The 19,534-nt window shown below is 57.8% G+C and carries 10 protein-coding genes; 6 read left to right on the plus strand and 4 right to left on the minus strand.

Features of this window, described 5'->3' with window-relative positions; genetic code table 11:
• Positions 1 to 868: 868 nt before the first annotated feature.
• The 3 genes from vioD to J3U87_RS31490 all read left to right on the plus strand — a co-directional run bounded on the left by vioD (position 869) and on the right by J3U87_RS31490 (position 5,294).
• Positions 869 to 1,999 carry a capreomycidine synthase gene (gene vioD, locus J3U87_RS31480; RefSeq protein WP_237379773.1) on the plus strand — a complete coding sequence of 377 codons (1,131 nt, stop codon included), beginning with the start codon at positions 869 to 871 and terminating at the stop codon, positions 1,997 to 1,999.
• A 327-nt stretch (positions 2,000 to 2,326) separates the two neighbouring features.
• A complete protein-coding gene (gene gntD, locus J3U87_RS31485) occupies positions 2,327 to 3,361 on the plus strand; it encodes a guanitoxin biosynthesis L-enduracididine beta-hydroxylase GntD (RefSeq protein WP_237379774.1) in 1,035 nt (344 codons plus the stop codon).
• A gap of 67 nt (positions 3,362 to 3,428) precedes the next feature.
• Complete coding sequence (locus tag J3U87_RS31490) at positions 3,429 to 5,294, plus strand: ABC transporter ATP-binding protein (protein ID WP_237379775.1); 1,866 nt, start codon at positions 3,429 to 3,431, stop codon at positions 5,292 to 5,294.
• A 760-nt stretch (positions 5,295 to 6,054) separates the two neighbouring features.
• Here J3U87_RS31490 and J3U87_RS31495 read toward each other — a convergent pair.
• Together J3U87_RS31495 and J3U87_RS31500 are read right to left on the minus strand one after the other, a co-directional pair.
• The gene (locus J3U87_RS31495; protein WP_237379776.1) at positions 6,055 to 7,185 is read right to left on the minus strand and encodes a DNA alkylation repair protein; all 1,131 of its coding nucleotides are present in this window, start codon (positions 7,183 to 7,185) and stop codon (positions 6,055 to 6,057) included.
• 509 nt (positions 7,186 to 7,694) lie between these two features.
• Positions 7,695 to 8,174, minus strand: a complete 480-nt coding sequence (locus J3U87_RS31500) for an SRPBCC family protein (protein WP_237379777.1) — start codon at positions 8,172 to 8,174, stop codon at positions 7,695 to 7,697.
• Positions 8,175 to 8,200: 26 nt separating this feature from the next.
• Between J3U87_RS31500 and J3U87_RS31505 the strand changes: the two genes are divergently transcribed.
• The 3 genes from J3U87_RS31505 to J3U87_RS31515 all read left to right on the plus strand — a co-directional run bounded on the left by J3U87_RS31505 (position 8,201) and on the right by J3U87_RS31515 (position 14,423).
• Entirely contained in the window at positions 8,201 to 8,428 is a 228-nt protein-coding gene (locus tag J3U87_RS31505) for a hypothetical protein (protein ID WP_237379778.1), read from the plus strand.
• A 241-nt stretch (positions 8,429 to 8,669) separates the two neighbouring features.
• Positions 8,670 to 11,468, plus strand: coding sequence for a thrombospondin type 3 repeat-containing protein (locus J3U87_RS31510; protein ID WP_237379779.1), 2,799 nt, complete (start codon positions 8,670 to 8,672; stop codon positions 11,466 to 11,468).
• 507 nt (positions 11,469 to 11,975) lie between these two features.
• Positions 11,976 to 14,423: a DUF11 domain-containing protein gene (locus J3U87_RS31515; protein WP_237379780.1), complete on the plus strand. Its 2,448-nt coding sequence runs from the start codon at positions 11,976 to 11,978 to the stop codon at positions 14,421 to 14,423.
• A 602-nt stretch (positions 14,424 to 15,025) separates the two neighbouring features.
• Here J3U87_RS31515 and J3U87_RS31520 read toward each other — a convergent pair.
• Positions 15,026 to 15,658 carry a hypothetical protein gene (locus tag J3U87_RS31520; RefSeq protein WP_237379781.1) on the minus strand — a complete coding sequence of 211 codons (633 nt, stop codon included), beginning with the start codon at positions 15,656 to 15,658 and terminating at the stop codon, positions 15,026 to 15,028.
• Positions 15,659 to 16,393: 735 nt separating this feature from the next.
• Positions 16,394 to 18,475 (minus strand): TonB-dependent receptor plug domain-containing protein, encoded by a 2,082-nt coding sequence (locus J3U87_RS31525; protein ID WP_237379782.1) that lies wholly within the window; start codon positions 18,473 to 18,475, stop codon positions 16,394 to 16,396.
• Positions 18,476 to 19,534 lie beyond the last annotated feature (1,059 nt).

Below are 19,534 nucleotides of genomic sequence, written 5' to 3' on the forward strand. Positions count from 1 at the left end.
CTCTTCGAAGGATTTGCTCTTTCGAGCACCTGATCACCAAGCACCCTGGCCGCTTTCTCCACTTCCCAGCATTCCCCAAAATGGGTTGAGCAGGCTGCTCAACCTACAGGCTTTCCGCCACTTACCGCGATTCGGGCTCTTCGGAGCAATCTCCCTCGGGAGTGACTGCAAGCGAGCCCGACCTACAGCCGATGAAACCCATCAACCCCCAAACACCCACACCCTAGTCGCTATCTCCGCTTCCCAGCATTCCCCAAAATGGGTTGAGCAGGCTGCTCAACCTACAGGCTTTCCGTCACTTACCGCAATTCGGGCTCTTCAAAGGATTTGCTCTTTCGAGCACCTGATCACCAAGCACCCTGGCCGGTTTCTCCACTTCCCAGTATTCCCCAAAATGGGTTGAGCAGGCTGCTCAACCTACAGGCTTTCCGCCACTTACCGCGATTCGGGCTCTTCGGAGCAATCTCCCTCGGGAGTGACTGCAAGCGAGCCCGACCTACAGCCGATGAAACCCATCAACCCCCAAACGCCCACACCCTAGTCGCTATCTCCACTTCCCAGTATTCCCCAAAATGGGTTGAGCAAGCTGCTCAACCTACAGGCTTTCCGCCACTTACCGCAATTCGGGCTCTTCAAAGGATTTGCTCTTTCGAGCACCCGATCACCAAGCACCCTAGCCGCAACCCCCGCTTCCCAGCATTCCTCAAAAAGGGTTGAGCAGGCTGCTCAACCTACAGGCTTTCCGTCACTTATCGCAATTCGGGCTCTTCGGAGCAATCTCTCTCGGGAGCATCTGCAAGCGAGCCGAACCCTCTCGGGATCGCACGATCACCGAAACCAAACCGCCATCACGAAAAAGGAGCCCCCCATGCAACTGACCCGCGTACCCCTCGAAGACTGGATGCGCCATTACTATTTCGACACGCCGATCGACCTGGGATCCAGCGGGGTCTATCCCTACAGCTTCGCCGAATTCAAGCGCATCACCGGCTTCCGCGACGAAGCGCTCGACGCCCTGGTCTTCGACGACAGCGATACCATGGGCGCCGTCGGTTTGCGTGCCGCGATCGCCGATCGCTGGGGTGACGGCGATCCGGACAACGTGATGGTCGCCAACGGCTCCAACGACGCCTCCTTCCTCGCCATGGTCGGCCTGCTCGAAGCGGGCGACGAGGTGGTGGTCCTCGACCCGATCTACCACACCCTGGGTAGCCTGTTGGTTTCGATCGGCTGCCAGGTCAAAACGGTGCCCCTGCTGTGGGAGAACCAATTCGCGCCGAACATGGACGACATGCTGGCCGCAATCGGGCCGCGCACCCGCATGGTCGTCGTCAACTTTCCCCACAACCCCACCGGCGTGTCGATCAGCCGCACCCAACAGCTCCGGTTGATCGACGCCTGCGACAAGGTCGGCGCCTACCTGGTCTGGGACGGCGCCTTCCACGATCTCACTTTCGAGGCACACCAACTGCCGCTGCCCTTTCCCGAATACGAGCGGGCGATCGTCATCGGCACCATGTCCAAGGCCTACGGCATGCCTGGCATTCGGGTGGGCTGGTGCATCGGGCAGGCCGCCCATTTGGCGCCGTGCATGCTGTGGAAGGACTACACCAGCCTGTACGTGTCGCCATGGGTCGAGATCGTGGCCCAACACGCGATCGCCCACGCGGACGCCCTCTGCGCCCCACGCAAGAAAGAGGCGTTGGAAAACTTCGCCTACCTCGAACGCTGGCTCGACACCCAGCGAGAACACATCGCATGGACGAAACCCCAAGGCGGGGTGACGGCCTTCATCCGCTTTCACCACATCGACAACACGGAACCCTTTTGTCGGTCGCTGGCCGAGACGTGCGGCGTCATGCTCGTGCCAGGCACGGCCTTCAACAATCCCAAGCATGCGCGGCTCGGCTTCGCCGGACCCTCGAAGTCCTTCCGCAAGGGCCTCGAGCTCCTGGGAAGCCATTGCGCCGCGTCGTGCCCGACCCACTCCCCCGGTTAGCCACCAAGTAAGGACGAATCGCCACGCCAGGAGTCGACATTCACATAAACCACTTAAGTTATGGCGCTTGTCGCAACCTGTCACCCAAGCCCCCGATTCGCCCGCATCCGCCAAACGCGTCCGCGAGTCGGCACGCCAGAAATGCCGAATGGGCCCCGAGGCCTTCGGGACGCCCCCGCTCTACAAGTCACTGATTCGAGTCAGACCCGGCGTGAACGGACCGGGCAGATGGCTCCCGCCGCGATGGGGGCCCCGCCGTCGTGCGGGCGCTCCCCGGGCGGAGTCTGCCCCGAGCGACGTTCGAACCGGGTCAAAGGGAAGGAAGAAATGTACCGAATAGATTTGGAACCGCATGAGGTCCGCCAGGTCGAAGAACTGATCGACGGCGTCATGCTTCGATATAAATCGGTGGAAGATCCCGATTTTCTGGACGAGGTCAACGTCATCGCCCACGAGTTGCCTCGCCGCTTGCGCCACACATTGCACCGCTTCAAGCACTTCGAGGACTGTTACGGCACCTGCGTGGTCGGTGGCCTGCCGGTCGATGACGGGCAGATCGGGCCGACGCCGCAACACTGGCGCTACCGTCCCGAAGTGTCGCCCACCCTGCGCGAGGAGATCTTTTTCGTCTTGTGCAGTTCGATCCTGGGCGACGCCATCGCCTGGTCCACCCAGCAGGACGGCTACCTGATGCACGAGGTCGCCCCGATCAAGGAACACGAGACGGATCAGCTCGGGTTCAGCAGCCAGCAATATTTGGAATGGCATACGGAGGACGCGTTTCATCCCTACCGCGCCGACTATTTGGGGCTGATGTGTTTCCGCAACCCCACCGGGACATCGACGACGGTGGGCTCCGTGACCGATCTCGACCTGGAGGATCCCAAGTTCGACCATCTGTTCGACAGCCACTTCACCATCAAGCCGGACGAGTCGCACTTGGAGAAGAACCGCGCGTTGCACAAGGTGACGCTGGCGGCGACGGCCCAACCGAACGGCAACCCGGACTACGACGAAATCAACCTGATGAACGAGCGTCCCGACACGATCGCGGTCCTCTTCGGGGATCGCAAAAGCCCCTACATGCGCTTGGATCCCTACTTCATGGGTGAGGTCGCATCGGATTCGGCGCGCGAAGCCCTCGACGAGTTGATCGAGCAAATCGAGAGCAACCTCAAGGAGTTCGTGTTGAAGCCGGGCGAGATCTTCTTCGCCGACAACTACCGCGTGGTGCACGGCCGCACCCCGTTCAAGGCCAAGTACGACGGTCGCGATCGCTGGCTCAAGCGCCTCAACATCGTGCGCGATTTGCGCAAGTCGCGGGACAAGCGCGCGCGTCCCAACTGCCGCAAAATCTCCTGAATCGGGAGAGGGCCGGGTGCCTCGGCATCCAGCTCTTTTCCGTCTCCGTCTCGGAAGGAACCCGAACATGTCGCTGAAGGACCGCCTGTTTCGCACCCTCGATGGAGGACTGCATACCGTCGAGCATGCCTTGTCCAGCATTCATCAATTTTTCGTGAGTACGACCTACGCCATGCGGGCCATCCGCCTGGTGTGGGAAACCAGCCGCAAGATGACGGTGAGCCTGCTGTTTCTGGCCATTACGGCCGGGTTGCTGCCCTTGCTGCAAATCGTCATCGCGGCAAAGATCGTGGACCAGGTGCTGCACGCCATCGCGACCGGCCAACCGGAGGACTTCCAGTTGGCGCTCGTCCTCGTCGCCGCGGAGGGTCTGGCCCTCATCGCCGGTCAGGCCTGCGAGCACATCATGCTCGCCCTGCGCGAAATCCTGCGCTCGCTGTTGTCCTTCCGCATCAACAAGCTCATTCTCGAAAAGGCCCAATCCCTCGAGCTGGCGCAGTTCGAGGATGCGACCTTCTACGATCGCCTGCAGCAGGCACGGGAAGGCGCCTCGGAGCGCCCGCTCTCCCTGATCGAGAAGAGCTTCGGCATGATTCGCGACGGCACCGGGCTGATCGGCATGGCCGTTTCCCTGTGGTTTTTCTCCCCCTGGGCCGTGGTCGTTTTGGTGGTGGCCAGCCTGCCGGCCTTCCTGGTGGAGGCCAACTTCGCCAACCAGGCGTTCCACCTGTTCAAGTGGCAATCGCCGGAACTGCGCATGCAGCAGTATTTGGAGACGGTTCTTTCCCGCGAGGACTTCGTCAAAGAGGTCAAATTGTTCGATTTGGCCGGCCATTTCACGAAGCGCTACATCGCCATCTTCAAAAAGGTCTTCGCCAAGGAGAAGAGCCTGGTGGTGCGGCGCGAGGTGTGGGGTTTCCTGTTCGGGATCCTGGGCATCGCGGCACTCTACGGCACCTACGGGTGGATCGTCTACGTGGCGGCCATCGGCGGCATCACGCTCGGGGAGATGACCAAATACATCGGCTTCTTCCGCGAGGGGCAGCAGGCCTTCTTCGTGACGATGGAAGCGATCGGCGGCATGTACGAAGACAATCTCTACATCACCAACCTCTACGAGTTCCTGGAAACGCCGGTGCCGCCGTGCGAGGGCCAGGCGCTGCGCGGACCCAAGCCGGCGGACGGCCTGCGTTTCGAGAAGATCTGGTTCACCTATCCCGGTGCGGACAAGCCGGCGCTCAAGGGCGTGTCCTTCCACGTGCAGCCAGGTGAAAAGTTGGCCCTTGTGGGCGAGAACGGATCGGGCAAGACGACGATCGTCAAGCTGATGACGCGGCTCTACCAACCCGAATCGGGGCGCATCACCCTCGAGGGTCTCGACATCCGCGACTGGGACGAACAGGCGCTACAGCGTCGGTTCGGCGTGATCTTCCAGGATTTCGTACGCTACCAACTGAGCGTCGGCGAGAACATCGGCGTGGGTGACGTGACGGCTCTCGAGGCTCGCGATCGCTGGACGGAGGCGGCCGAGAAGGGCATGGCCACGCCGATCGTGGCCGCCATGGAACAGGGCTACGACACGCAATTGGGGCGCTGGTTCAAGAACGGTCGCGAGCTGAGCGGTGGTCAATGGCAGAAGATCGCCCTGTCGCGGGCCTTCATGCGCCGAGACGCCGACATCCTGATTCTCGACGAGCCGACGGCGGCCATGGACGCCCAGACCGAGGTCGACATTTTCGACCGATTTCGCGAGTTGACCCGCGAGCAGATGGCGCTGATCATTTCACACCGTTTCTCCACCGTACGCTTGGCGGATACGATCATCGTGATGGAGCACGGCGAGATCCTGGAGCAGGGAGACCACACGAGCCTGCTGCACCACGACGGGCGCTACGCCAGCCTGTTCCAGCTCCAGGCCGCGGGTTACCAATAAACGTCCACGAACATGGTCCACGAAAAACCGGGAGCCTTTTTTGTCCACTAAAAACACGAAAAAACACGAACAACTGGGTTTTCCGGTACAACACCACGAATGCACGCTTGCCCCGATCCTAGATTTAAAACACTATTCTGTCCACGGATCACACAGATCCACACAGATGATCAACTGGTGCCCGTCCGGAAACAGCGGTTTTTTGAAAGGGTTCCTCCGATTCGGTAGGTTCTCAATGCAACCTGGTCTCAGCCGTCAGGCATCAGGCTTCAGTCGATCATCTATGAATCAGTATCTTGCTGAGACCTGATACCGTGCCCGCTCAGGCGAACCAACTTGGCTGTTACGATTTTTCCGTTTCAGGATGGGTACCCATTATTCGTCACTCAGAAAATGATATTGATTTTATGGCGCATTTCTCGGCATGCACATACCCGTTCTTCAAAAGATACTGTTCATCATTCGTGTGAATCGGTGTGATTCGTGGACAGACTTCTTCTCTCTTAGCATTGCATTGATCATAAAGGGTGCATATGAGTGACGAATGAGATACTGATGATGATTATTCGACGTCCACAAGGTTTAAATAGGTTACCGCTGTGAAAATAGACGCTTCTTATATTTATGCCAACTCGAGTCATTCGTGGACATTCCTGACGAAGGAGACGTAAAGCCTAGGCGCAGGCGAACAAGGTTCGTAAGTGGTCTTTCTTTTTCGTGTCTTTTCGTGGATTTAGTGGACAGTTGTCCTGGGCCGCCGTCAGTTTCGTGGAACCAGGTCGAACGCCGTGCGCGCGACTTCCCTCCCGTTGAGGTGAATGGCCAGCAGGTGCTCGCCAGGATAGTAGGTGCGCGTCGTGATCGCCTTGAACGAATGGCGCTTCGAGATCGGTACCGGCTCGCCGGTATGACAGATCCCGGTTTTGAGCTTAAAGACCTTCTCCGAACGCTTGCCGTTCTTTTTGACGAAATGGATCGCGTAATCCAACACGTATTTCTGATGGTCCTTCGACGCGTCCAAGACAAGCTGAAACGCGATCTCGCCGCCAAGCGCCACCTCGCTCGGTTCGAGCCGTAAATCCCGGATCGCGATGTGGGGGTCGTTGTCGTAGCCCAAGAGCGGAAAGACGCCAGGATGACCCATCTTGACCAGGGTTCGCGTGGCATGCTTCACGATCCACTGGAGATGGTCGGGATCGCCAACCTCCTGGTCCAACCAATCCTGGCAGAGCTGAACGACCCGATCCGGATGGTCCTTGCTGATGTCGTTCACGTGATTGGCGACCGAACGCCGCACGTAGAGACTGGGATCCTGCCTGAGTCGATCCAGAAACGGAATCGTGGGTTCGGGATCCCGGATGAAGTCCTGGAGCCGCATGCCCCAGGGAAGCCGAGGGCGCGTCCCCTCCGAGACCAGGCGCCGCACGTGTTCGTCGGCGTGATCGCACCAGGCCTCCAGTTGGCGATAGGTGCGATCGTAGTGTTGCTTGATGAAGGGCCGAATGGCGAACTCGGCACTGAACAGATGGGTCAATCGCTCCATGACGGCGAAGGCGGCGTCCGGGTGGTCGAGCCCGTAGGCGGCCACGTAGTCGGTGACCGGCCAGATCGCGAAACCGCGAATGGGGTCGTCGGGATCGCCGTGGTCCCACACTTCGGGAAGCCGGCACAGGGCCTCGGCCGCCGTCTCGAACCGGGACGGTAAAAACCCGTGCATGACCTCGATGAGATGGCGCACACGTTCCTTCAGCTCGAGGGCCTCGAGTCCGTCGAGCGCGGCCCGTTTGAAACCTCGGCTGTCGAAGTCGGGCAACACGGCGTTCAAACCGGAAACGATGCGGTCGATGGCGGCCTCACCGAGACCGTCTTTCATCAAGGATTGGCTGGACATGCAGATCACCTCGGCCGGAAAGGGTAGAACGGGGCAGGCGAAAAGTGTCTCAGAGCCAGGGCGAAGTTGCAACCAACAACATTTCCAGCGCATTACTTACTCTCAGATTCGCCGAGAAAAAGCCCACGAATCACACGAAATGGCTTCTTGGGCGGGAGTCCTCGGCAGGCGCATTTGGTGTCACACATGGTCCAGCTTTTCCTGGTTTCGATCATTCCTGCCATCCTGATCGGGATTTGACGACGGCAAGACCCAGCTCAGGTTAAACAAGCCACTTTGTTTCAAGAGAGTTCCCAGAAAACGCGTCCAATGAGCGGCAAGCGAACCTGGTGGGCCTTCCCTGGGTACCTGTGAGGTGGGCAAGCATTCTCCCAAACAAACGACACACACCCTGTAATTTAGTTAAACAACCTGGCTCAAATGACAAAATATCGATAGATTAAAATAATACGACTCCGTTTCCTCTGCGAACTCCGTGGTAAAAAATCATAGTATGATACGGCATTTCATCACCCATTGGATAAAAAGCGTTGCCAAAGATCCGTTTCCGCGGCGGTCTTGATCATGGTGTTCCGTTCGCGGAGTAGCCGGGTCATGTAGCGTTTCAGGACCAGCCATTCCGCCAGCCGTCCCAGGGGGCCCAGCGGTGCGTCGAAGTCAAAGACGTCCGTCATGACGGTGATCCCGTTTTCGTGCTCGAAGAGGTGGTCGTGATCGAAACGTTTGAAGATGCCTCGTTCCTGCGAGTCCCGAAAAAAGTGGGGCGACTCCATGGCGGTGATCCGGGTGGTGAGCCGCTGCCGGATGCCGAAGTGAACGGCACTCCAGGTAACCGTCTCCCCCAGGGTGATGAGTCCGGAGGTTCGACCCGCAACCGCTCTTTCCCGATGGGTCGATTGACTGCCGATGTGGAGATCGATGCTGCGCGAAAGATCGAACACGCGCTCGATGGGTGCCTCGATCTCGGTGGTGATGTGGAGTGCGGTCATGGTCCATCCATGGAGAATACGCCAGGGTGAAACGAGTCGATCCGCTGGCCACGGAACAAACGCCCCAAGGCCTGATGGATGCCCTAGCTGCGGTTCGCCTCGGGATCGAACAAAGGCTCGATGTCAAGGAGCGATCGGTGCGAGATATCGTTGCGTTGGGGATATGCGAAAAAAATCACATTTCCTCCCAAATTCCTCCACAATCGCCCCGCGATAATCGCACCATTGCGAGTTTTGGCGAAATCTCTTTTTGAGATGATAACGGTTTTTTACATGCCACGAAAGCTCAATATATTCTCGTGACCAAGGCCCAAAGTCTAAGACGAGAACGCCAAAGCTTTCCAATTTCCTTTCTTCATTGAATTTTCACTTCAACCAAACCCCTTTTTGAGGTTAGACATCATGCATTCCCACACGGAAACACTTGCTTTCTACACACCTAAGCTGGCGCGTACGTCCCTTGCCGCTGTGCACACCCTCCTCCTGCTGGGATTTGTGTTTACAGGTTCCCTCTCGGCACAGGACGAGACCCACTGGGTCAAAATCAAGACCGCGGGTACCCCCGATTCCGGCTCTCTCGGCCAACCGGTGAAGGTCTATTTACTGGACCAAAACGGCCACCTTTTCCTCTCTGAAGGCCAACCTCTGGTCACCGCGGGCCTGACCCGCGTGAACCTGAGCGGGCCCTTTCTCTATTCCGGCAGTGATTTGCGCCCGGGCAACGTGGCCCTGCACAATACCGCGGACAATCCGGTACGCATCACGAGAATGACGACCTCTCTGAAACCCAATAAGCACTATACCGACTTCTTCCACCACGTCAACGAGCAGAATACCCCAAACCGCTGCAATGAAACGCTTTGGGGTAAGATGACGATGCGCCCCGGCCAAATCAAACGCTTTATCGCAAAAAAGCCGACGCACCATTGTGGTTTCCATGTCTACAAGGTCAAGCGCCTGGCTTCCTCTCCCGCCGACGATATCGCCATCGACAGCGACGGCGACGGCATCGAAGATTCAGTCGATAACTGCCCCAACATCGCCAATCTGGACCAAAGCGACCTGGACGGCGACGGCGAGGGCGACCTTTGCGACGACACCCCCTACGGTGAAGACAGCGATGGCGACGGGGTCTACGACTACCAAGACAACTGCGTCAGCTACTTCAACCCGCTCCAAACGGACAGCAACGGCGATGGTCTCGGCGACGCCTGCAGCTCGCGCACGATACAATTCACCAACGACGACCACGACAACTACCAATTTGCCACCTATGACGATGCCGCCGTGGTCATCGACGGTTTCGGTGAAGAGGTGGCCTTGGAATCGTTCGAACTGCTCACCGAACCGCAACGCGGCAGTTTGGCCCTTTCCGGTAACGAGCTGGTGTACACGCCCGACGGCGGTTTCGAAGGCCTCGACCAGTTTTCCTACAGCTTGCGCAACAACGAGAACCAAGTCGACGAGGCCCACATCTTGGTCAACCTGATCCAGGGAGATTGCAACACCGCCAACTTCAGCGGCACCGCCGACGGCTTGGTCACGTTGATCCCCAACCACGTCATTTCGCAAGACTTGATCGGCAACGTCACGGTCTACGACCAGCTCGACGCCGCCCGCGACACGCCGACCCGCGCGCACATGGAACAAAAAACCATGGTGCTCCAACTGGAAGATCTCGTCCTCGGCAACGACGCACTGACGCTGTCCTTCCTGACCAAACCCAACACGTTGGGAGAGGTGCAGGTGCTCTTGGAATCCAACGGCCTGCGAATCTACCAAGAGGAAGATCGCCTGTTCTTCGAATTCATCAACGACGGCACGGTGACCACCCAAATCGCTTCCGCCCGACTCCTCAACCAGTTCAGTTGCAACCACGTTGCCGTGCTTTTGGGCGGAAACACGGTGAGCACCCTGGTCAACGGCGAACGCCAAGATACCGCGCTCGAGAGCGCCCCAGACGACTTGATGGAAACCCTGCGCTTCCCACGACACGAGGGTGCACTTTGGAACGTGCGGATCTACGACCGCCTGCTCGGTGACGAAGAACTGGCGGTTCTCGGTGAAAACTGCACACCCGACTCGGCCGCGGCAGAACGCTATCCCGATTACCCCAACTTTATGTGCGGCATTTACGTGTGCGAGTACTGGGATAGCGAGATCGTCGCCGGTCACGAAGAAAGTCTCGACTACTACGTGCACAAGCAGGACGAGGTCTACGAAGAGAACGTCTTCGATCACGGCATGTCGCCGCGCGGGAACCTCTGCGATTACATCGACAACGGTTCCGGCAAAGACCTGGTCCTCAGTCAAGGCATCTTCAACACCTTCGTCAGGCCCTACAGCTTCAGCAGCCCGCTCACCCAGGTGAACGGCCAGTTCTGGCTGCACGAAAACTTCCACTCCTTCCAAGGCAAGCTCAAGAATTACAACGGTTTTGGTGGGAACAAGTACTTTTTGGAAGCCTCCGCAAGCTGGCAACCCTTCCGCAACATCCCCGCCGTTCGCGACACCTTGATCGCCTTCTACACCGCGATTCCCCACCTGCCGATGTGGGTCGTCAACGGCTCGCCGACCGAAGATCGCGCCGGCCACGACAAGCAGGGCGGTCACGCCTACGGCGCCTCGATTTGGTGGTTCTACCTCACCGAAACCGTCGCCTACCCGCGTTTGATCGGCGATATGTTCAACGATCGCCGCGTTGCCAGTGAACCGATGGCGGTCGCCAAGGATTTGGTGGAAGCCGAGGGTTACGACTTCGCCGAAATCTTCGCCGACTTCGCCGCCGTGGCCACCACCTGGGACATGGAACACGAAGCGTTGTGGCGCGAATCGGAGGAAGCTTCGCTGCGCCGTATGGCCGGCGGCGGCGACATCGACGCCGTCAACCACAAGTTCACCGCAAACATGGACAACAGCGCCACCTGCGGCGAATGGACCGACGTACCCACCGCGTACTTGCCTGGCTCCTGGGCCAACAACGCATACGAGGTCGCACCGCCCACGGTGAACGAAACCTATCGCGTCGCGGTGTTCGCCGAGTCTGCGACCCTGGATCCCAACCTGTTTCGCGGCCGGTTGGTGGTCTACAACAGCACCACCGGCGAACGCCGATACACGCCAATCGCGGTTTCGGACGATCTCGACAACGCGGTCGAAGTCGACGTCGACGTCGCCGCCGGTGAAACGCTGTATTTGGTGGTCGCCACCACGCCGGACGTCTTCTCCGGCTGGGACTTCTACAACTACAGCTATCGCATTGAAGCGTTGGGCCAAAGCTGTAACGAAAACTAGCCAAAACGCGAACCGCAAAACCAAGGCGCGGCCGACAGCAACTGTCGACCGCGCCTTTTTTCGTTTGCCACCCGATGGATTGCCATGAAGCGACCGAGCGGGTACGGATCGCCTCTCCTGCCAGAGGCGCAGGCATCGAGAGTGTGACACCAAAAATCCAAACGGCCAGGGCCAGACGTATCTGTTTCCGAAGCCACATGCACATCGAGTTTCGAATTTTGGATTCGCAAAGCAACGGAACGTGCCATCCATGGCCGACAGGGCCCTCGCCTTTTACGGGCGTGGCAGACCAAGCACACCTGACGTTGCCGTTCCGTGGACCGAGGTCACCGGCTCGATGGGCCTCGCGCTTCGCCCCTTTCGATTCCACCCGTCCCTACCGTCGTCACCAACACCCATTCGCCGCTTTCGAGGGAGGCCCGATCACGATCCGGGCGTCGGGCTCCCACCCACTCGGAACAATGGCAGCCTCGCCCCCATCAAGCGTGTCTCTCGAAGGTGTCCCTCATGCCTACTTCACCTGCCGCGTCACTCGTCCTCGCCGTTTTCCGCCTCCTGGCCAGCGCCCTCCTCTGCACCACGACCGTCGTCTTCGCACAAACCACCGGTGGTGATGACGACGCGTATCTCTCATCGTCCCAAAGCCAGGAAGTACGGCGGGTTTGCCCCAATGAACCCAATATTTTGTGCATGGACCCCTTCTCGCCCACTTACGTGGTTCTGAAGGGTTGCGTCACCGGTGGGCCCAGCGGGTTCCCCGCCTTCACGGCCAACGTGCCGCCCGGCCAACCGCTCGTCTTCAACGTGCTCGGCGGCTCCGAGTCGACCTTCCGGACCTTTGCCATCGTCAGCGAAGCGGTCGCCAACGGCAACGGCGTCAACCCTTGCGTGGGCGGGCCGGGCGTGTTCGTGGGCCCGATCCCCATCGATTTTACAGATTCGCCGTCCCCGACTCTCTACACCGTACCCAGCGCCGACGTGGACCAAATCAAGGCCGCCGTGGACGCCGACGGATTCGTGGTCATGCTCGCCATGGACTGCATCAACGGGCCACAATCCTTTGCGGGATTGGGCATCACCCGCGATCCGGCCGCCTCCTCCACCGACCTCAGCCTGGACCTGACTTCCGCGCCGCAGAGCGGCTTCATCGGCGAGGCCTTCGATGTGGAGATCCTCCTCACCAACAACGGCGACGAAAACGCCGAGAGCCCCATCGTCTCGTTCGATTTGCCGCTCGGTACGGATTTGGTCTCGGCCGTCCTCGATGGTCAGGATTGCGTGCAAACCGGGAACCGCGTCAACTGCAACGGCAGCGATTTGGGCCCCGCCCAAAATCATTCCGGCTTCTTCCGATTCGAGCCGCAGATCGGCGGCGTCCTGAATCTCGACCTGTCCGCCACGGCCAATATCTGTGACGCCGACACCGCCAACAACGATCTCGATATTACGGTCCCGTTCCTATGCCCGCCGGATCTGGATTGCTTTTTCGGATTCGGGCAAAACGGCAACGGCACGCAAAGCCAGATCTGGGTGTCGAACCCCAATCCCCTGCTCGATGCCACGGTCACCATTTTCACCACCGATCCCAACGGAAGCCCCGTGGGCACCCATCTGGAGGATCCGGGGTTCATCCAAGCCACCGTTCCCAGTGGCGGTCGCTTTGCCGTGAACACCAACGGCACGCCCGCGGAAGAAGACAACATCCTGTGGTGGTTGACCTCGGACAACCCCGACCTTCAAGGTGAGATCCGCAACTTCCAGGAATCGGACGGGCCGAACCCGAAATTCCTCGGCTCCACCAACCGCCTGTTCCCCGAGTCGTCCGTGGACGATTTCGATACTGATTACCCGATCCCCTTTTTCGATATCGTGGATGGTGCCAACCAAACGGTGCACCTGGTCAACCTGACGCCGACACCGCAGTCGACCACGGGATCGTTCCGGGACATATCGACCGGCATCGTCTCGACGACCATCACCCCGACGCTCCAGCCCTTCGAAATCCAAACTTTTCCCTTGGACCAACTGGGCCTGCCAGGCACGGATCCGCAAGGCTTCTGGAAATCCGGAGAGGGTCCCATCGTGACGATTTTCGAATTCGATAGCCCGGACACCTACCAACTATTCACGCCCATCCTCCCACCGGACCCAATCGACGGCCCCATCTCCCAGCCAGTGTTTCGCCCCGATCCCGAGGACCCCGAATACGACCCCTCCGAGCTGGAGCTATTCAAATACAATCCCACGGGCGATGCAGTGCCCGGGACGACCGTCACGTTCGAGTTCGACAACACCGAATGCGGGCCAGGTACAAATCAAACCAACGATTTCCCGCTAACCGGCGGCGAGCCGTTCACCCCCATCTTCCTTCCGATCGACATCGATGACCAGCTCGGCGGCTTCGGCGACGCGCCCCTCCCGCCACCGACCGTTTCGACAGTCCGTTGGAAGGAGGGAACCAGCGAGATCTGGATCACCGCTAAACAACCGTCCCAAAACGCCTTAGTACACATTCCGAAGCCCTCGGGCTCGGGTACGGGTCAGCCGGCGCAGGTTCGGTTGATGATTCGATCCGAGGCCGACCGACGCGTGCCTACGGCGTCTTTCAATGAAGACGGCAATCTTCTCGACTTTCGATTCCTGGACGTACCGCAGGGATCGCATCTCTACTGCCTGGACGATGTCACCCAGGATGACGAGCTGGATTTCCTGGAGTTCCAAGTTCCTCCTGGCGGCTCTGGCGACGTGTGGTTCAACGCCATCGCCGACGAACCCGACCTGCAATACAAGGACCAATTGCCGCTACATGTGCTGGAGGATGGGCAGTCTCGGGTCGGCGAGTTCACCAAGGTACTCGAGGCCTGGAACGGCAATGGCGGTACCAGTTGCCTGGGCGATGCTCCCGACATTCTGGACATCGTCAAATTCATGAACGACGGCCTCAAGTGCCCGTAACTGTCGGGGGCTTGTTCCACCCGGGTTGCGGGTCCACCAAAAACTGTCCACGAAAAACACGAAAAAACACGAAATGGAAACTGCCAGCATGGCCTGCCCAGTGAGGCGATCGCTTCTGCGATGGGTTTCCGGAACACGTTCTGTTGTTTTTCAGTCCGTTCGTTCCCAAAACCCAAACGTTGCCCAAAAAGCCGAAAGGTTCGGTTCCTGTGTGGCAACGCGTCACTCGAGGCAATTGATGACTTGTCCACGGATCACACCGATCCACACGAATACGGACACCGTCACTCCATTCGAGGCCTATCGGGTTTGTCCCCGAACCGAACACAAACCCACATGATTCAATATGAAAAATAGATCTGCATAAATAGTTGTAATTGATGGCCTTAAGATCGCGCTCTGCTCGAGGCAACTGTCGTGTGCCACCCATGGGTCCTGTTTATTCGTGTCAATCCGAGTGATTCGTGGATAGACAAAAAATGTCGGTCGCGATCCACCTCGAAGAGCCTGTCGCGTTCGCCCCAGATTTTTTCGTGTATTTTCGTGCTTTTAGTGGACAGTGCCTTTCGTGGATGCTTTTCGTGGACACCCAATCCAACCGATCATTGGGCGTTTTCCACTACCAAGTCGTCTGCATCCTGTTCGGGATCGACGCCCTGTGAAGTCAAGCGGAACCACGATCGCTCCTGCTCGGCCGGTTGGCTCGTTTCGTATCGCAGCGGCCTGCCGAAAGCGTCCTCGGCAATGTCGACCTTTCTCTCGCCACGCCCTATGTGATAGAGGATCAGGTGACCTGACGGGTCTGGCTCCGGATAGGTGCCGTGATCCTGATAGTGACGGTGGAGATCCGTGCTCAGTTCCTGAAGCAACGCTTCCGTTTTTTCGATTTTCAGGCGGTTCGGGTAGCTCTCCGTGTGCATCCCGATCGACGCGCCGACCACCACGCCGAGCCACAACCCAAGCCAAAACGACCGGTTCTTGTTGAGCAGGCGGTACACCCCGATGATTCCTTCGGAGGTTTGCATCGTCAAGAAATTTACCTGTACGAGACCGACCAAATTCAGCAATGCGGTGATAAAGGTCACTGCCTGAAAAGCGAGCGGCACCAGGACCACGGCGATCATGCCCATCACGATGTGCCTGGCCAGGTCCGGCGACTCGGAAAGGAAACTAACGGCAAAGGCCCCCAGCGCAGAAAGCAGGAGCGTCGCTGAAAAAATGGCGAATCTCCGCATTCGGGATGGTTTTTTGGGAATGGGAGGAGGCACGGGTGGTGGCCGCTTCGGAATCGGCGGTGGAGTGGTCGTGGTGGTATTCGGAATGGGTGGTGGTACATTGGTTTGCATGGAGTCCCCCGGTTCATCAATATCGGGAGATGGGGCGGCGGACAAACCATTCAGGGGTCATCGCTCAGGGATCTTTCCTCCAGTTTGCCGACGATTTGACCCGTCGTCCACGAAATACACGAAAAGCCGCCCAAGCGAACTCGGGAGAAACTTCCAGGAAATCAGAGGTAACCTACTGATAAAAAATAGAATGAGCTGGAGAGACCATCGAAAAAGCGATCACGTCACAGGGCAGGCGACGCAAAGAGTAACCTGTTCCCGTTTTTGTCCACGAAATACACGAAAAAACACGAAAAACTAACCAAGCGAACTCGGGAGTAACATCCAGGAAATCAGAGGTAACCTACTGATAAAAAATAGAATGGGTTGGTGGAACCATCGAAAAGACGGTCACGTCACTGGGCAGGCAATGCCAGGAGTAACCTGTTCGCGTTATTGTCCACGAAATACACGAAAAGCCACGAAAAACCGCCCAAGCGAACTCGGGCGTAACGCCCTGGAAATCAGAGGCAATCTACTGATAAAAAATAGAATGGACTGGTGAACCCATCGCAGAAGCGATCGCCTCACTGGGCAGGCCATGCTGGCAGTTTCCATTTCGTGTTTTTTCGTGCTTTTCGTGGACTAGAATTGGCGACTCACCCCGAAGATCACGCCCCGTCCCAAGCCCAGCGTTCCCCGATCGGCCCAGGCGTTGTTGGTCGTGGTGGGGTAGCGGATCTCTTCATCCAACAGGTTGGTGAACTTCAGGTTGAGGTTCAGGCCTTTCATGAAGGCCGATACCCGCAGGTGGGCGTTGAGGTTCCAGTACCCATCCACCCGCTCACCGATCCGCCCGACGGGTCGATAATCGGGATCGGTGGGATCCAATGCCGGCGAGTCGGGAGCGGGTCCGTTGTCGAACTCGGCCTCCATGTCGTCCACATAGTATCCGCTCAAGGCCACCGAGCCGCGTTCGAACCGGTAGTATCCGTTCGCGGAAAAGAGCCAGCGCGGAGAGTATCCCAGGCGGATGTTCGCGAATCCTGGCGTCTTGTTCTCGCTGTCCTGATGCGAGGCGTTCACCTCGAATTTCATCGTGTCCCCGGACCGAGCCATGAGGCCGAACTCGACGCCTTCGGTTTCGAGGCGGCCGACGTTGGCCGCGAAGGTGAAAAACTCACCTGCCTGGTCGATGCCCGAAGTCCGCGAGATGAGCCGATCCAAATCGTTGCGGAACACGCTGACGTTGGCGATTATTTTGGGCGAGAGGGTGCCCGTGTAGTTGATCTCGTAGGTCTCGATGGTCGACGGTGCCAGTTGCGGCACATCGGGCTGTGCGATCAGATCCAGGTTCTGGCCGAAGGTGGGGTGCTTGATGGCCTTGCCGAACAGCAGCTTGACCACGTGCTGCCCCGAGAAGTCGAAGATCGCCGCCACCCGCGGCACCACATTCACGCTGTCGTCGTCGTACACGTCGTGGAACCGTGCGGACAACTCGGTGTCGTAGGCCTGAATCAAATCCAGGCGGTAGGGCCGCTGTTGTTCGAAGCGCACACCGGTGACCAGTCGAAACCAATCCACCGGGTGCCAATTGGCTTGGGCGAACAGGGCATAAGTGGTGATGTCCTCGTCGCGAGGTAGCCAGGCGGTGTAATTTTCGAAACTCTCCCCAAAGGCGGGCGCATCGAAGGCGTTTTCCAGCTTGAAGGCCGACCGCCAGGAGGCGCCCAGGGTGAGATCCCAGTGAGGATTGGGATGGTAGAAGCCATTGACTTCCATTTCGAAGCCGTTGGCCGTGACGTGGTCGTTGGTGAAAAAATCTTCGAACAGATACTCGTATTCCTGCAGGTAGCGGTAAACGGCATAGTGTCCCTTGAACGCCATATCCCACTGTTTGGTCACTCGTGTCCGATACTCTAAAAAGAAATTGGTCGAGGCGCTATTGCCGGTGGAGCCCGGGCCGATACTGGGCAAACCGAAGGTCATTTCCTTGTCGGTCTCGATATAGCTCAACCCAAAGGTGTACTTCTTGAAAAACCCGGTCACGTCGAAGTACTTGCGGCTCTCTTCGAACATCTTCTCGGTGCGGCTGTCCACCGCCAGGCCCACCGACGGCAACCAACTGGGATCACGAACCATGTCGCGGTAGGGCACGTCCAGGCCCTCCGTCTCGAACAGGCCCATATTGACGAAATAACGCAGGGTATCGCCTTCTCCGGACACGCCGTAATAGAGCTCTTTGGTCGCCTCCGAACCACCGCGCACCGAGAAGCGTCGATAGTAGATATCGTTTTCGTGGGTGGTAATGATGTTGATGGCGCCAAAGAAGGCCCCATCCCCGTAAATGACCGACAGCGGACCGCGCACGATTTCGATGCGTTCGATGGCCTCGATCGGCACGGCGATCTTGTTCAAAAGGTACTGATTGAAATATCCTTCGTTTTGCTTGACCCCATTGACCATGATAATGATTTTGTCGAAGGCGCCCTTTTCCAAGAAACCGCGCACACCGAAGTTCTGGGTTCCCGTCCAGGCGAAGTCGTCCAGCATGTAGAGTCCCGGGACATGCTGAAACACTTCCTGAAGCGAGTGGAACCCGAACAGTTCCATCTCTTCGCGCGACAAAATGACCACGCTGGCCGGTACGACGGCCACTTTCTCCAGTTTTTTTCCCGCAGTGACGATTTCGATATCCAACAAATCCTGGAGCGACAGATCGTCCATCCGAAGACCAGTCCCCAAATCCGTATAGGGAGGCCGACCCCAGAGCGAACAGGTGCCCAGCATCAGGAACCCAAGACATAGCCCAAGCCATGCCCGGACGATCCGAGCCCAAAACAGAGGAAGGAGCATGACGTTCATCATCTCTCGATCCCTATTGGTGATTAAACTTATCTTATCCTCCAATAATCACTCGAATTAAACAAGTTCATTTTCGTTTTAACTTACAGAAATGAAATAACCTATATGGATAATTCACCCAACGAGCCCTATAAAAAACAGAACACAGAGTTCCGTCCACTAAAAACACGAAAAAACACGAAATGGAAACTTCCTGCATGGCCTACCCAGTGAGGCGATGGCTTCTCCGATAGATTTCCGGAACACATTCTGTTGTTTATCAGTATGTTAGATCTGAGAACTCGAACCTTGCCTACATGGCCAACAGGTTTGGTTCCTGCCTGGTAACGCGTCACGCGCGGCAGTTGATGACTTTTCCACGAATCACACCGATCCACACGAATACGAACATAGCCATTCCATTCGAGGCCTATTGCGTTTTTTTCCCGGAACGGAACCCAAGCCCAGATGATTCACACGACAAATAGATCTGCGTAAGCGATTGATACTTTCGATGTTAAGTTCAGACTCTTCTCAGAGTACCTGCCGTGTGGTGCCCATGGGTCCTGTTGATTCGTGTCAGTCTGTGTGATTCGTGGACAAAAAATCAAGGTCGTTCGCGGTCCACCGCGGGAAGGAACCGACCCTGCAGGGATCTGCTTTTTCGTGTCTTTTCGTGTTTTTCGTGGACAAAAACACGAAAAAGATCATCCCGGCATTCCCTGCTCCGTGAGCCAATCGCTTCTTCGATGGGTTACAGGAACACATTCTTTTGTATATCAGCAGGTTAAAGTTGGGCACTAGAACGTTGCCCAAAGGGCCGACGGGTTCGGTTCCCGTCTGGCGACCGTCACACGCGGCAGTTGATGACTTGTCCACGGATCACACCGATCCACACGAATACGAACACAGTCATTCCGTTCGAGGCCTATTGCGTTTTTT

Source organism: Sulfidibacter corallicola (genome assembly GCF_017498545.1).
In the GTDB taxonomy this organism is placed as follows: Bacteria; Acidobacteriota; Holophagae; order Acanthopleuribacterales; family Acanthopleuribacteraceae; genus Sulfidibacter; species Sulfidibacter corallicola.